Source organism: Bacillus sp. J33, from assembly GCF_000518885.1.
In the GTDB taxonomy this organism is placed as follows: Bacteria; Bacillota; Bacilli; order Bacillales; family Cytobacillaceae; genus Cytobacillus.
Genome location: NZ_JAEL01000021.1, coordinates 1 through 12,811 on the forward strand (window position 1 = coordinate 1; position 12,811 = coordinate 12,811).

The following is a 12,811-nucleotide window of genomic DNA, read 5'->3' on the forward strand; positions in this document are numbered from 1 at the left end:
TTTCAGCTTTCCCTCATGTGAGGGAAAGAATTATCCGGTATTAGCCCCGGTTTCCCGGAGTTATCCCAGTCTTACAGGCAGGTTGCCCACGTGTTACTCACCCGTCCGCCGCTGACGGTCTGGGAGCAAGCTCCCATCCGTCCGCTCGACTTGCATGTATTAGGCACGCCGCCAGCGTTCGTCCTGAGCCAGGATCAAACTCTCCATATAAGAGTTGATTAAGCTCACTTACACACGGATGTGTTGGCGTCGATGTTGCCACAGGACGTGGCGTACTTAATCGACNATCCGCTGNTGTCTTTTCAAAAAAGACTAAAGAATTAACGTTGACGTTTTTGTTCGTTCAGTTTTCAAAGATCAATTTCTCCATGTTATATTTTACCTTTTCGCTCAGAGGCGACTTTATTAATATAACACATACCTCTTAATCAAGTCAACATTTTTTTAAATGTTTTTTTGCTGTTTACTTCCCTCGTTGAGGACAAGAATTAATATACCATGCCAATTAAATGTTTGCAATATAATTTTAAAAAAAGTTTGTTCATCCTTTATTTTGGGTATAAAGAAACTTTTTCTCTATATAATAGTTGTTCGTAATACATTTCTCAATTATCCTTCAATTGCTTCTCTCCTATTTAAGCTAAAGTCTTTCATTTCTCATCCAAGATTCCCTATTTTTATTATATTAAAAACACATTTCAGCCATCCCTCATTTACATACCCACAAACTTATCCACTATTCAATGTCCTTAAATACAAGTTGTCAACAAAGTTACACACAGGATGTGGATAAATTTTCGCACTTTTTCCACAATTGATTTTACTTGTGACCTCTCAAAAGTTCTTTAAAAAGAAATTAGTAATAGTTTTAGTTTGTTTTTCATAAAATCTATTAACTCTACTAATTAATCGGAAGGTGTGAATCATGCTGGAAACCGTAGCACTATATCTATCAGTAATCATGGCAGTATTTTTGTTTGCTTATGCGTATGCAGAAGGTATTAAAATAGCGAATTCAGAAGAAGAGGTCTATGGAGGCACCTTCATAATTTCAGTTACTGCTGGATTTATTTTTTCCGGATTCACCTATGTATTTATATAAAAAATCTCCCAATTTGCGGGAGTTTTTTTGATTTTATTGAATACGTTTTTCTAAATTTATAATAAGGTCTTTAATATCTTTCCATACATAAGCAATTTCAACATAATGTGTGCCAGCGATATTTATATACTCTTCAGCAGCTTTCACAGGCTGCAATTTTTCATAAAACTGCCTGTTTTTATTATTTGCCAGCACCCACACAAGGACAGAGCTGAAACCTGCTTTGAAAAGCTCCTTTACCCCTGTTAAGAACAGCTTGGTTCCTGCCTGCTTGCCCTGGTATTCCCCCAATAGATAGATCGCATATAATTCTCCATCAGCGCAAAACTTTTTGGTGCGCTCCGGTCCGAAGGAAGCAAATCCAATAATACCGCCTTCTTGGGTTACAGCCACAAAAACAGGTTCAGTCTCACTCTTGGAACTTAGGTTTTCCAGCCAAAGCTGTTCCCTGTTTTCAATTTTAAGATTATCCAAAAAGCGCTGATCCAAAATCCCTTGATATGCTTCCTGCCAGCTTTTCACATGTACTTCAGCAATAGCTCGTGCATCCTCCAGCTTTGCAGTTCTAATATTCACCATTGTTCCCCCTTCAACCGGAAATCGTTGTTTTTTTCTTTAATTCCTTCATACGGATTCTTCTTTCATCTAATAAGAAAAGTGAAATCCCGCCAATTACGATTGCTCCGCCAAGAGCCTGCGTCCAAACAACTGTTTCCTGCAGGAGATAATAAGCTAAGATGGCAGCACCGACTGGCTCAAATAGAATAGCCATGGAGATGGTTGAAGTACTCAGCCACTTTAATGACCAATTAAATAATGTGTGCCCAAGCAGGGTTGGAATAAGTGCCAGCAAAATAAAATAGACCCAGTCACTCTTTCCATATGGCAGTAAAGGCTCTTGTACGATAAGTACATAGATCAACAATGTGACCGTGCTTATGCTGTATACAACAAAGGTGTAAGTGATGAGCGACAGCCTTTTCCTGACAGTTTGGCCAAACATTAAGTACGCTGTTACAAGTGCACAGGCAATAAGTGCCAGAATATCCCCGAATAAAGCAGAACCGCTGATTTTAAAATCCCCCCAGCTAATAATGACGCTCCCGCCTATTGCCAATAGTCCGCTCAAAATGGCCTTCCAGGAAAACTTTTCCTTAAAAAAGTAATACGTACCCGCAAAAGCAAATAAGGGCTGCAGTGTAACAAGGACGGTAGAACTAGCTACTGATGTGTAATTTAGTGACTCAAACCAAAGAATAAAATGGAATGCCAAAAAAACACCGGCTACGAAAGAATAGATCCAATCCCGCCTTGTAATAAGATGAAGTTCGGAAACATACTTTATAAGAAATACAGGCATCATGAAAAGAACAGAAAAAAAGAGCCGATAAAAGGCAATGACTCCTGATGGAGCGCTGGATACTTTTACAAGAATTGCTGAGGTAGAGACGGAAATGACTCCAATGGCAAGGGCTACATAAGGATTTATTCTTGCATCTGACATTTTTATTTACTCCTTGTTTCTATATACTAAATTTTAGGGTATATACTATTTTACAACGTACCAATGAATTTTTACTATATTTTTATAATTTTATGTCTAATGATTTATACAAAGTGATAATGGATATATAATACTTTAAAAAAGCGGGAGATATTATGAGCAGTCTAGAAATTGAAATCTTAATGAAATTGGGGATCTCAGCTGTTTTGGGTCTGGTTATTGGCCTCGAGAGGGAATTAAAAAGAAAGCCTGTCGGTTTAAAAACCAGTTTGGTTATTTCGATTGTCAGCTGTTTGTTGACGATTGTTTCCATTGAATCAGCTTATATGTTTCCTGGAAATGATGAAATCAATATTACGATGGATCCTCTTCGTTTAGCAGCCCAGATTGTTTCAGGGATCGGCTTCCTGGGGGCGGGCGTAATTTTAAGAAGAGGAAATGACAGCATATCAGGGCTAACAACCGCTGCTTTAATATGGGGAGCAGCGGGAATCGGGATTGCGGTTGGAGCAGGATTCTATATTGAAGCAATGGCCGGTGTGGCTTTATTGATTATCTCCGTTGAAGTTATCCCATTATTAATGGGATTCATCGGTCCGCGTCAATTAAGGGAAAAGGAAATTACTCTTCAGCTAAAAGTAAAAGATAAAGAAAATATCGCAGACATCATCCCGGCCATTAAAGAACTCGATATTTCCATCAAACACATCCGGATTAAAGACCTGGAGGAAGAACAGCAGCATCTTGTACAGCTTATCGTTGCTGTAGATTACAAAAGAAGGACCACTGATGTCTATTACAGCGTATCAAATATCAATGGTGTTCAATGCATGGAGATTGAAAGCCTTCATTAAGCGAAATTTTTTTTAAAATTCCTCTTGCATCAAATCCCCTATGTGGTTATAATTTTTCTTGTACCACCACTTGGGGGATTAGCTCAGCTGGGAGAGCGCAACGCTGGCAGCGTTGAGGTCAGGGGTTCGAGCCCCCTATTCTCCATAAGAAAAAGCCTTGTATATCAAGGCTTTTTTTGTTTTCCTCATACCTAATTATTAGTATGAACTGATACTTGTTGACGAATTGTTGACGAAATGAAATTTTTTATCGATTTCACACCGCATTTTTGACCTGTTTTAGCACATTAAAATAAATTAAGAATCTAGGTTACGTTTCATGATGAATAATTAAAAAACCGTCTCCTTAAGAGGCGGTTTTTTAATTTCTTAGCATGCATATTCACAAACCGGGCAAAACCCAAATCTTTTATAATCGGGCTGATTGAAGTTCTTATCTGGGTGCACCAAATGATGATAATCCACAAAAACAGGTGTTAAAGAGTTGTTTCTATAATCATAGATTGCGATAAGTCTAATATTTTGAGTGAACCCCAACTGCCATAAAGAAGACCCCACACCTATTTTATCTTTAAATGTGTGACTGTGTGTTTTTTCTATAATCCCCAAGACAAAATCTAGTTTTTCCTCACTTACAGGTCGGCAATGACGCCAGCTGCCTTTTCCCTGGCCCTGAACGATGTCCTTCCAGTTTTGCTGAATAGTAGGAATTACTTTATGGAATAATTCAAACAGGTACTGCGCAAACATAGTCTCGTCATCAAACTTATTCGTAAAATCACGAAAAGATACACCCTTTAACCATTCTTTATGAGATAAATCAAAAGTTAAAGGGGAATCTGTCCAGTTCGGATCAGTCCCCCTTATTACAGCTTTCTTTGGCTCTGTTCCTTTTGATTTCCTTACTTTTTTCTGTTTCTCTCTAGCCATTAAATTTCCTACACCACTCTTTGAATGTAGTAACTAAAAATGGATTCATCAGTGATTACTTCTGTGCATCTTTCAAGGGGACTATATCCCTCTCGTGCTTTTAACCAAGGTGCTTCTTGATGTGTAATCGATTCCAACTCATTGCCTGTATATGAACCGTATTCTTCCCACACATCTTCAAGAATTCCTTCTATATCATGAGAAAACTCTGGGATTTCCCCTTCATATTTCTCAATTTCACGATATCCATATTCCCGAAAATATTCGTATACTTCCCTTATGACTGGACCATGCACCCATGCTTCAAAATCAGCTTCAAATAATTTATTATCCAGATTTCTAACATCATCGTTTTCTAATGTAAGAGTCCAAGAATAAGCATAATATAATATTTTTTGAAGTTTTTTCGGTGTCATTGCTTCTTTAGCTAGGAACCAGTTAACGACATCTTGGGTCTCATATGCCATTATAAATTCCTCCTAGTTTTTATTATTATAGATAATATTTCTACGTTTTAACGTAATTAAACTCCGTTTAACCATAATATAACCTAATTAAAGAGAATTGAACATATTTAATGGAAAATTACTGAAAATTTAATAAATTAAATAATAAAACTCTTCCTTCTGATGAAAATAAATTTCATGCGCCTCTTCTATGTCTATTTATTGGTCCAATTGATAAAATGTTCTCTCTCCTGAAGACCCTTGGCATTTTCCTGAGTAAGCAAAATGCTTTAATGGAATCAGACTGGACCTCTAATATTTTTACTACTCTCTGACTGATCTCACCAGAGCCACTATGGTAAATTATTTCAAGCTGCTCTCCGGACTCATGAGCCCTTAATAAAAGACCTTTCATCGATTGAACCCCCTTTTTCATCATTTTATACAAACGTACGTTCGATTTCAAGTTGATTTACGAACAAACGTTTGTATAATTTATAATATAAGGAGATGAAAAAGGATGATCTGTGACCGAGGAAAAATGAAATGGCAAACTGCTTTCTTTATGCCTGAGCATGTAAAAATGCTAAAACAAATAACCATCGATGAGAACAAACAAAAAAAGCCACAGCTGGATGAACAGGAATATGAGGAAATTGGATTTATTGTCATGGAATCATTAAATTACACTGTCCCAATCAAAGTGACAGTCTGGAAGGATGGTTTTTTCCAGGCTACAACTGGAATTGTTGACAAAGTGGATACGCTAATGAAGTGCATACTATTTGAATCTGATGAAGGAAAAAGAAGAATCAGGATTGAAGAAATTACGGCTGTTGAGAGGATTTAAAGATGACAAGGATTCCAGAAAAAGACCGGGATATTATAGAACAAGCAATGTATCTACCTATGCTGCTGACTATTCTTGAACGTGATCTGATCGTTATTGATAAGGCAGGATTTAAGCTAAAAGAGCCTTATCTTCAGTTAATTGAGGAAACAATAAAAGCTGTACAAAAAGATTTAAAGGAAGCTAAACAAGCCATGAGGAAAGGGCAGATGAAGGTTGAGCAGGTTGCTCGAGATGAAGCATTTACGATGTTTTTATTTATCTATAAAGGGTTTGAGGAACAGCACAATTACTTTAATCCACGAATCAGGAATAAAGTGCAAGAGTTGTTGGAGTACTATCTGTATAAGCGTTTTAAAAAAATGATGAAAACAGTTACTGAAGATGTGAAGAAAAATTAGACCAGTTGTGAGGGATGATTTGCCTTTTTAAAAACCTAATTTGAAAAAGGGGCAGCTTTTTTTACAAATATCGCCAAAATGTAGCATTTAGATTATAATTAGTAAAAAAAGACATGCAGGTTACCCCGACATGTCCTTTAAAGATTTGGTTATCTTTATTATATGGCATATAAATAAAAAAAGCGAAATTTTTTTGGGGACCTGCTTTTGGAGGTAAATATGGCAGGGAGAAATGAATATATTAAGATTAATGCTTTTGAATTCTGTACACCAAAGTTTTTTGGTGATTACTATTCCAAGGACAGGTATGACCATGAGCAAATTGAATACCTTTTAAACAAAATTACAACTATCCCTATACAAAATCGTGCATTTCATAGAAAAGGGAAAATGATTAATCTAATCAACTTCCAAACCTCAGATGATACCGATTTTATCGAAGGAACTTTTACTTCAGCAAAATATGGGCAAAAACAAGAGATTATTGACGTATATACACAATCCAAAACTGGAGATAAAGAAAAAGAACATGGTGTAAAGAATGAAATAAAATTTGTACTTGATAAAAGGAATGGTCTCATTTTGGTTCAACATGACAGGGAAGGTGTCGTCGGAAGAGATATGATTCACAGATTCCTAAATCACCATTCTGATTTAGCTGAATCGTATAGGGAGGCATTCAATACCATTAATCCAAAAGCGAAAATAATGAAGAGATCATTTGTTAAGGTTATCGCCTTACCTTCTCAGGAATTTTTTAATGCTCTTGATGATTTTGTTCGTATTAAAGAAGCTTTCGTTATGGTTGATGTGGAAGGAAATATAAATAACGAAGGCATCGAGTATTTAACAAATGAAGCTCATGAACAAAACATGGAAGACTTTCAGGAAATGAAAATAACTTATCGCAATAAAGTTTCAAAAGGTGGAATTAAGCAAGTAAAACAATTTTTAAAACATCTATCAGATCTTGATAAGTACGATAATTACGGGGTATCAGGTCATTTACCATCCGGCAAATCTAAAACAATAAGTATGGCTAAAATTCCACATGCTTACTACGAAGAAGTTTATGTTAATGAGAACGGGATACCTGATGGCTCACAAATAATAAGACACATGGTAAGAATTTCTAAGTTTGACAACCCGATTATTAATAAAAACCAGGGGGTTGAACCTATAATACAAGTAGGTGAAAATATTGACGATTAGGCGACCAAGAATGGAGAGAATTAGGCCCACTGAAGAGACTAGAGAGAGAAACTCAGTAAATAAGCATATAAAAGCAATAATTAAAGATTACTTCGCATATTCTACTGCCGCAGAAAAGAGAAACGACTTTCTTTGGCCTCTTGCAATATCTGTTATAGTATTTCTTGGTATTGGTATTATTGAGCCTTCAGGAAAGAAAATATTAGATATTATCTTAAATATTAATTCAATTTCATTATCAGTTTTAGCTATTTTAGCCGGTTTTAACACTACAAGTCTATCTGTTATAGCAGCAGCTAACCGTGACACATTGAGAGCACTTAACCAAGCTGGCCAAGATGCTCAAAGATCAAGTGTACTTAAACAACTTGTGACTTTTTTTGCATACTCAATACTAACCCAAATAATTATCCTGATCTTTGGAACTTTAATCGTTATATTATCTTCAAATTTTAGTATCCTTTATGATCTATCGCCAATTAAAACCCCACTTATTCCATCGATTACTCTTTCAATTTTTGGGGCTCTGTGGCTGACAATTATTTTATACAGTCTATTTTTATCGGTAAGGAATGTTTCAATTCTTTACAGGTATATTTTATATTTAGGAAGAGATTAAGCCCTCCCAACCGGAAGGGCTTATTTTTTTAATATCCATTTGACTTCAAAACAGCCTGCAACTTCTTACGAGTATTAGGACCATAAACTCCATCTACTTCATAAGGAAGATAGACCATTTGGAAGCGTCTTACGGCATCCTTAACTTTAGGTCCATAGATCCCATCAGCAGTACCACATTTGAAGTAAACAGCATTCAATGCACGTATTAGCTGATTAACACGAACACCTCTGCTTCCTTCTCTAAGAACACCAGATGGAAGAGGATACTTGTATGAGGATTGAGGCTTCTTAGGTGTATTTGGCTTAGGAGTATATGCATTCTTGGCTTTACCTAAAATAACCTTTTGGCCAATCATTAGTTTGTTAGGATCCACTCCAGGGTTAGCCACAATCAAATCATTTACAGTGATGCCGTCATTATTGTTTGCAAGCCCCCAGAACGTGTCTCCTTGCTGAATTATATACGTGCCTGGAGAAGGTTTTGGAGTGATTTTCCCATCAAGGAACTTAAATACTTTCTGATAATCAAACACGCAGCATGCCTTCCAAGAATACCCCGGCATCTCTTGGTGTGATTTATCGCGCTGGCCGATGCCGTCTTTAACTAATGCTGCCTGTAGCTCATCAATTGTAGCCTTTGTGGCATCATCCAGTTTTTCTTTTCGATAATCACCAGTAACGCAAATGCCTAATGAGTACTGGTTGCTGTTACCAACATGATATGTTCTTAAATGAATATCATTGGCGTAAACGATTTGAGCTCGAGCACCTTTAGGTGTCATTACAATACGCTTAGGTTCAATAACTAAATGATAACCAACACCTGGCCATCCAAGCGATACATGATATTTCGCGAATGCTTCAGCTGTTGATCCTGCTAAATGACTTAAAGTTAATGAATGATGCCAAACCCGATCAGTGATCTTTTTGGTCCTTTTTGAATACGAACCTTTTTTCGGAAGCTTCCCTCTCATATCAACCAGCTGAGGCAATTTTTCAAATGCGTAAGTCATATTAACCTCTCCTTTATAAAAAAATAAAAGCCGCCCAAAAGGGCAGCTTATTTACCGTCATCTTCAAAAGCTTTGGTTGAACTAAATGCTTTTACTGTATTATCTTTTTTCATCAACCCTTGTGCCTGAAGAGCCTTTTTCTGCAGCTGCGCTTTCTTGCTGGCATAGGTGTTTTTCCACACAGCATACAGGTTAACTAAAAGGGCAAAGGCTGCTGATACTAATACCACAAATGCGTTAATACTTTCTTCAGTAAACCAGTCAAATGCAATTCCAACCGTAGACAAGAAAAAAAGAAGGGCTGTAAGGAACCCTCCTAAAAGTGTTGCAATATCTTTTTTCATTTTTAACTTCCTCCTTTAAAAACTGTGAATATAATCGCTATACTTCCACCAATAATCCCCGTGCACATCGCAGTAATAATGGCACCGGTAATTGTCCGCTTTATCCAAGTCGTGTTTTCATCAATCTTATTAAGCTTCTCATTAATAGAGAATATTTGCTGATCGTGTTTATCTGTGGTTCTCTCCAAATTAGTTACTCGAGTTTCCAGATTATATACTCTGCTTTCCATCTTGGTTATTTCTCTTTCTTGTTCATTCACTGCTGTCGCCTCCTGTGTCACTCACAATCCCCCCTTGAAGGCAAAATAAAAAGCCCTACCTTCGGACTTCCCCGCTAATTTGCGATAATTCCTGCTTTATCTTTTTTATTAAAGTCGGCCGATTGTTCCCGAAGGTGGCCTCGAGCTTATATCCGCCTGTTTCATATATCTCTTTTACCTCTGTGATCCGGGTATCCATTGTCACACCCCAATCAACGCTTTGGATTGTGACGATATCGCCCAGGTCATAGTCCTCTTCATATTTAAAGGGACTTTTCGTCAGAACCTGCCCTTCTAAGTATTCCTCCTGGAGAAGCTCGCTCAACTGATGATTTCCTCTGTCAGTAAGAGTTTGGATAACCTGTGATTCTGGTATTGGCTGTTCATTTTCGTCTTTTTCCTCTACATCTCGGGCATCGATAAAGATTTCATGTCTATCAATGCCGGAAGCATCACCTATCTCGACAATCCGACGATCAACACCCTCACCCTGCCCCCCAACATAAGCAGCGTTTTTATAATTAAGCTCACTCTCTGTGTAATGAAGGGATTGCAAAGATTCAAATTGCGGACTGAAAATTACCGGAGGAAGCACCACTTGACCTGCTGTGAGATTATTTCCTTCCTGTGTATCGAAAACAAATTTATTTAAAGTAAAATCTACTGAAATATCCCACCCTGTTCCGGTAATTAACGAAATCTCAGAAAGCTCCTCAGCAAGATTTTTAAACCGGGACTGCCAAGATATTGAAGGGCCTCTATTCTGATTTTCAGCTAAGATAACCTGGTCCATTCTTCTCCTTATATCAGCAGGATTTACAATATTCCGGTCAACATAGTGTTTTAAAACCGTTTCTGTATTCCCCTGTTTATTGTCATATGCTGTATGAGAAGGAGGCAGGGTTTGCCTTTGGCTGGTTAACGCTTTTAAAGATAAACCTTTAATCAGCCAATTCTCTGTGGCCTTTCCGTTCTCATCGAGCTCTATTTCCCTGTGTTTGATAATAAAAACTTTCTTGGGATTTATCATGATCAGATTGTTTTTAATTAAGTGCTCAACATGCCTTTTATATCTATTGATCCGCAATTCAATCTGGCCAATTCCGCTCCAGGAACGGGTGAACCACATCGATTCATAGTTATCGATTTCACCCTTCAACTCAAACCCTAATGTAATAATTCGGATAGGCTGCATAAGCTACCTCCTTCCGGCACAAAAAAGAACCTATAGAACATATGGTTCATTTGTGATTTCCTGATATTGTTCTGGTGTAATCCACTCTGCCCGGACAAATACTTTTACATTGTCATTAGTGTAAAAGCCTCGATCATAATAATATTTAACGTCTGCGTACATTCTGAAAAGCCCCCTTATTTGATGCCGTTTAAGGCTAGTTTTAACATGATGTTTGCATTTTGGCTTTCTACCATTTTCAACCTTATTTCTTTGTCTGCCAGCTGCATTAAGTTTTCCGAGTCCTTCTGTTCCAGTGTTTTTATTTGTGCGTCCTTTTCCGCGCTCTGCAGCATAAGGTTTGCTATGCGCTGCGCATCCGTCAAAGGCTGTGCCGGCGGGTTAGCCTGGTATTCTGCCCAAGCCGCTTCTAGTTCCTCGATTGTTGGTTGTGGCGCATCGAGATTCCACTCAGCTATATACTCGCCCTTTCCATCCGAATCGTCTCGAGCCACAAAGTCAACCATTTGTTTTGCATCCGGAAATATTAAATTAATTTTTTGGGATAAAGATAGCAAAATATGCACCTTCTCTCTATAATACTCTTGCAATGCTGATTTCATTAAAGACAGACTCACTGGAATTGCTCTCTGATAGTACATACACATCAATGTAATCTCCTGTAACTAGATCAAGCGCTATTGACCCAAATACCCCATGCGCCATACTTCCGCTTGCAATTGTTAAGAGGAAAGTCCCGTTTTTGTGTATTCGGAGGTTTCCTCCTTCTGCTGTAGTGCTGTAGCTTGCGTTTTTCATTGTTACATTGATTTGATAAACACCCTCTTCTTTTGCGGTAAAAGTGCTATTAGAGAATTCGTTCAGACGATCAACAACTTCTACCGGAAAAGTCAACTTTACAAGTCCGTCGGCAGCGATGGTCTGCCCTTGGCTCGTAGTTGCTCTGATATAGGTTCTATTTTTCAATGCACCAAATGCTGCGTATTCTGTCCAGGGCCCCCATACACCGCTGCTATAATATCTAAACAATTGCCTTCCTGTTGTCCCTGCTATAAACATTTGCATATAGCCGTTTGATGATATAAGCCTGTCTACAACACAAAGCCCTTGCAGTGAATCTGGCCTGTTTGTCGCGGTACCGTTAATGTAATACCGTCCCGGTGTTGTAAGGGTATTTAAGTCGCCTGAAAAGTTAATGGCCACTCCATCATCATTTGTCAACTTATGAATTTGTGCTCTGTCAGTTGTTACGATTTCAGACCAAGCATTCCAACCTGTAGAGGTTGTATGCCTCCGCCAAAAAATTCTTGTATTTGTACTGTTCATAAAAGCAATTTGTATAGTGGTATCACTGCTTTCTGCAATCAGTTGTAAGAAGAAACTAAAGTTTGATAAAGGGGTGTTTAATGCCCCACTTGAAACTGAGTAAAATCCAGTTTGATATCCATTATTCCAACGAATACTATTTAAATCTATATTTCCCAATGCTTTAGGCGTATGTCCTAATCCAAACCCCTTAACCCAATTCATAACATCTTCTTTTGCTTGAGGAACTGTAACTTCCTCAAGCGTGGTAATCCTGGATCCATCCACAAACGGATCCACAAAATCTGCAGGCCGTTTGTCAGTTATCTGCGACTGGGCAATAGTAGATTGACCTTTTAAAACCCTTACTTCAGCAAGAGCGATTTCTTTTATAAAAGTTGTTTCTTCAACTGATGGAGCCACTGGAGAGGAAGCAGCAACTCCTTTTTTTACAAATACCCTTATAAATCTGTTTTGCTCTGTTAAATCAAGCCTCAATACTACTAGATCAATTCGGTCAAGAGTAGCCTCAGCAGCATCCACATTTAAAGTAAGAGCACTGTCATTTTCATACATATGCCCATCTAAAAAAGCAACCCCTGTGCCAACAGTTACAGTCATATCTGTTCCTGTAGTGGTTACATTAAGATCGCTTCCCTCTTTGTATATTCCATTTTCCAAAAACTTCGCTAAAACTTTTGACCAATCGGCTGCAGAATATATTCGACGGTCTCCAATAGCTGTATTTGAATCAAAGAAATAAAATTTTTCCAA

General features: G+C 37.8%; 18 protein-coding genes, 1 tRNA gene and 1 rRNA gene. 7 read left to right on the forward strand and 13 right to left on the reverse strand.

The genetic code is table 11. The features are described 5' to 3' along the window. A 16S ribosomal RNA gene (locus L634_RS0108615) occupies window positions 1–210 on the reverse strand; the annotation flags it as partial. Window positions 211–925: 715 nt separating this feature from the next. Between L634_RS0108615 and L634_RS0108620 the strand changes: the two genes are divergently transcribed. Further along, the gene (locus L634_RS0108620) at window positions 926–1,102 is read left to right on the forward strand and encodes a hypothetical protein (protein ID WP_198029730.1); all 177 of its coding nucleotides are present in this window, start codon (window positions 926–928) and stop codon (window positions 1,100–1,102) included. A 33-nt stretch (window positions 1,103–1,135) separates the two neighbouring features. Here L634_RS0108620 and L634_RS0108625 read toward each other — a convergent pair whose 3' ends face one another. Further along, window positions 1,136–1,681 (reverse strand): GNAT family N-acetyltransferase, encoded by a 546-nt coding sequence (locus L634_RS0108625; protein WP_026582109.1) that lies wholly within the window; start codon window positions 1,679–1,681, stop codon window positions 1,136–1,138. Between the two features lie 10 nt (window positions 1,682–1,691). Beyond that, window positions 1,692–2,606, reverse strand: a complete 915-nt coding sequence (locus L634_RS0108630; protein ID WP_026582110.1) for a DMT family transporter — start codon at window positions 2,604–2,606, stop codon at window positions 1,692–1,694. A gap of 155 nt (window positions 2,607–2,761) precedes the next feature. Between L634_RS0108630 and L634_RS0108635 the strand changes: the two genes are divergently transcribed. After that, on the forward strand, window positions 2,762–3,460 hold the full coding sequence (locus L634_RS0108635; RefSeq protein WP_026582111.1) for an MgtC/SapB family protein: 699 nt from the start codon (window positions 2,762–2,764) through the stop codon (window positions 3,458–3,460). A gap of 72 nt (window positions 3,461–3,532) precedes the next feature. Continuing rightward, window positions 3,533–3,605: transfer RNA gene (locus L634_RS0108640), tRNA-Ala, on the forward strand. Window positions 3,606–3,829: 224 nt separating this feature from the next. Here the strand turns inward: L634_RS0108640 and L634_RS0108645 are convergent. The 3 genes from L634_RS0108645 to L634_RS0108655 form a co-directional block, all read right to left on the reverse strand. After that, window positions 3,830–4,390 (reverse strand): hypothetical protein, encoded by a 561-nt coding sequence (locus tag L634_RS0108645; RefSeq protein ID WP_026582112.1) that lies wholly within the window; start codon window positions 4,388–4,390, stop codon window positions 3,830–3,832. A gap of 8 nt (window positions 4,391–4,398) precedes the next feature. Continuing rightward, window positions 4,399–4,857, reverse strand: coding sequence for a Panacea domain-containing protein (locus L634_RS0108650; protein ID WP_026582113.1), 459 nt, complete (start codon window positions 4,855–4,857; stop codon window positions 4,399–4,401). Window positions 4,858–5,032: 175 nt separating this feature from the next. After that, window positions 5,033–5,251 (reverse strand): hypothetical protein, encoded by a 219-nt coding sequence (locus tag L634_RS0108655; protein WP_026582114.1) that lies wholly within the window; start codon window positions 5,249–5,251, stop codon window positions 5,033–5,035. A 105-nt stretch (window positions 5,252–5,356) separates the two neighbouring features. Between L634_RS0108655 and L634_RS30835 the strand changes: the two genes are divergently transcribed. From L634_RS30835 to L634_RS0108675, 4 genes are all read left to right on the forward strand, one after another. Further along, the gene (locus tag L634_RS30835; RefSeq protein ID WP_084028868.1) at window positions 5,357–5,686 is read left to right on the forward strand and encodes a YolD-like family protein; all 330 of its coding nucleotides are present in this window, start codon (window positions 5,357–5,359) and stop codon (window positions 5,684–5,686) included. A 2-nt stretch (window positions 5,687–5,688) separates the two neighbouring features. Next, window positions 5,689–6,087, forward strand: a complete 399-nt coding sequence (locus L634_RS0108665; protein ID WP_026582115.1) for a hypothetical protein — start codon at window positions 5,689–5,691, stop codon at window positions 6,085–6,087. 219 nt (window positions 6,088–6,306) lie between these two features. Then, a complete protein-coding gene (locus L634_RS0108670) occupies window positions 6,307–7,299 on the forward strand; it encodes a hypothetical protein (RefSeq protein WP_026582116.1) in 993 nt (330 codons plus the stop codon). Window positions 7,300–7,309: 10 nt separating this feature from the next. Continuing rightward, window positions 7,310–7,918: a hypothetical protein gene (locus tag L634_RS0108675; protein ID WP_026582117.1), complete on the forward strand. Its 609-nt coding sequence runs from the start codon at window positions 7,310–7,312 to the stop codon at window positions 7,916–7,918. A 28-nt stretch (window positions 7,919–7,946) separates the two neighbouring features. On the opposite strand, the gene L634_RS32240 is transcribed toward L634_RS0108675, so the two are convergent. From L634_RS32240 to L634_RS32245, 7 genes are read right to left on the reverse strand one after another with little or no spacing between them, the layout of a single operon-like run. Beyond that, window positions 7,947–8,933: a peptidoglycan-binding protein gene (locus L634_RS32240; RefSeq protein ID WP_051428290.1), complete on the reverse strand. Its 987-nt coding sequence runs from the start codon at window positions 8,931–8,933 to the stop codon at window positions 7,947–7,949. A gap of 47 nt (window positions 8,934–8,980) precedes the next feature. After that, window positions 8,981–9,277 carry a phage holin gene (locus L634_RS30850; RefSeq protein ID WP_051428291.1) on the reverse strand — a complete coding sequence of 99 codons (297 nt, stop codon included), beginning with the start codon at window positions 9,275–9,277 and terminating at the stop codon, window positions 8,981–8,983. Between the two features lie 2 nt (window positions 9,278–9,279). Further along, window positions 9,280–9,558 (reverse strand): hemolysin XhlA family protein, encoded by a 279-nt coding sequence (locus L634_RS0108695; protein ID WP_026582118.1) that lies wholly within the window; start codon window positions 9,556–9,558, stop codon window positions 9,280–9,282. Window positions 9,559–9,592: 34 nt separating this feature from the next. After that, on the reverse strand, window positions 9,593–10,732 hold the full coding sequence (locus tag L634_RS0108700) for a siphovirus ReqiPepy6 Gp37-like family protein (RefSeq protein WP_026582119.1): 1,140 nt from the start codon (window positions 10,730–10,732) through the stop codon (window positions 9,593–9,595). Between the two features lie 30 nt (window positions 10,733–10,762). Continuing rightward, window positions 10,763–10,894: an XkdX family protein gene (locus L634_RS32590; protein WP_084028869.1), complete on the reverse strand. Its 132-nt coding sequence runs from the start codon at window positions 10,892–10,894 to the stop codon at window positions 10,763–10,765. A gap of 14 nt (window positions 10,895–10,908) precedes the next feature. After that, complete coding sequence (locus L634_RS30855; protein WP_198029732.1) at window positions 10,909–11,334, reverse strand: XkdW family protein; 426 nt, start codon at window positions 11,332–11,334, stop codon at window positions 10,909–10,911. Next, a complete protein-coding gene (locus tag L634_RS32245; protein WP_026582120.1) occupies window positions 11,306–12,811 on the reverse strand; it encodes a pyocin knob domain-containing protein in 1,506 nt (501 codons plus the stop codon). The genes L634_RS30855 and L634_RS32245 overlap by 29 nt, the downstream gene beginning before the upstream one ends.

Bases quoted from the DNA above. Each gene is read 5' to 3' on its own strand.
- L634_RS0108665 (WP_026582115.1), top strand. From the start codon at position 5,689: ATGACAAGGATTCCAGAAAAAGACCGGGATATTATAGAACAAGCAATG.
- L634_RS0108630 (WP_026582110.1), bottom strand. From the start codon at position 2,606: ATGTCAGATGCAAGAATAAATCCTTATGTAGCCCTTGCCATTGGAGTC.
- L634_RS32240 (WP_051428290.1), bottom strand. From the start codon at position 8,933: ATGACTTACGCATTTGAAAAATTGCCTCAGCTGGTTGATATGAGAGGG.
- L634_RS30835 (WP_084028868.1), top strand. From the start codon at position 5,357: ATGATCTGTGACCGAGGAAAAATGAAATGGCAAACTGCTTTCTTTATG.
- L634_RS0108635 (WP_026582111.1), top strand. From the start codon at position 2,762: ATGAGCAGTCTAGAAATTGAAATCTTAATGAAATTGGGGATCTCAGCT.
- L634_RS0108670 (WP_026582116.1), top strand. From the start codon at position 6,307: ATGGCAGGGAGAAATGAATATATTAAGATTAATGCTTTTGAATTCTGT.
- L634_RS0108645 (WP_026582112.1), bottom strand. From the start codon at position 4,390: ATGGCTAGAGAGAAACAGAAAAAAGTAAGGAAATCAAAAGGAACAGAG.
- L634_RS30855 (WP_198029732.1), bottom strand. From the start codon at position 11,334: ATGAAATCAGCATTGCAAGAGTATTATAGAGAGAAGGTGCATATTTTG.
- L634_RS0108625 (WP_026582109.1), bottom strand. From the start codon at position 1,681: ATGGTGAATATTAGAACTGCAAAGCTGGAGGATGCACGAGCTATTGCT.
- L634_RS32590 (WP_084028869.1), bottom strand. From the start codon at position 10,894: ATGTACGCAGACGTTAAATATTATTATGATCGAGGCTTTTACACTAAT.
- L634_RS0108650 (WP_026582113.1), bottom strand. From the start codon at position 4,857: ATGGCATATGAGACCCAAGATGTCGTTAACTGGTTCCTAGCTAAAGAA.
- L634_RS0108675 (WP_026582117.1), top strand. From the start codon at position 7,310: ATGGAGAGAATTAGGCCCACTGAAGAGACTAGAGAGAGAAACTCAGTA.
- L634_RS0108700 (WP_026582119.1), bottom strand. From the start codon at position 10,732: ATGCAGCCTATCCGAATTATTACATTAGGGTTTGAGTTGAAGGGTGAA.
- L634_RS30850 (WP_051428291.1), bottom strand. From the start codon at position 9,277: ATGAAAAAAGATATTGCAACACTTTTAGGAGGGTTCCTTACAGCCCTT.
- L634_RS0108655 (WP_026582114.1), bottom strand. From the start codon at position 5,251: ATGAAAGGTCTTTTATTAAGGGCTCATGAGTCCGGAGAGCAGCTTGAA.
- L634_RS0108620 (WP_198029730.1), top strand. From the start codon at position 926: ATGCTGGAAACCGTAGCACTATATCTATCAGTAATCATGGCAGTATTT.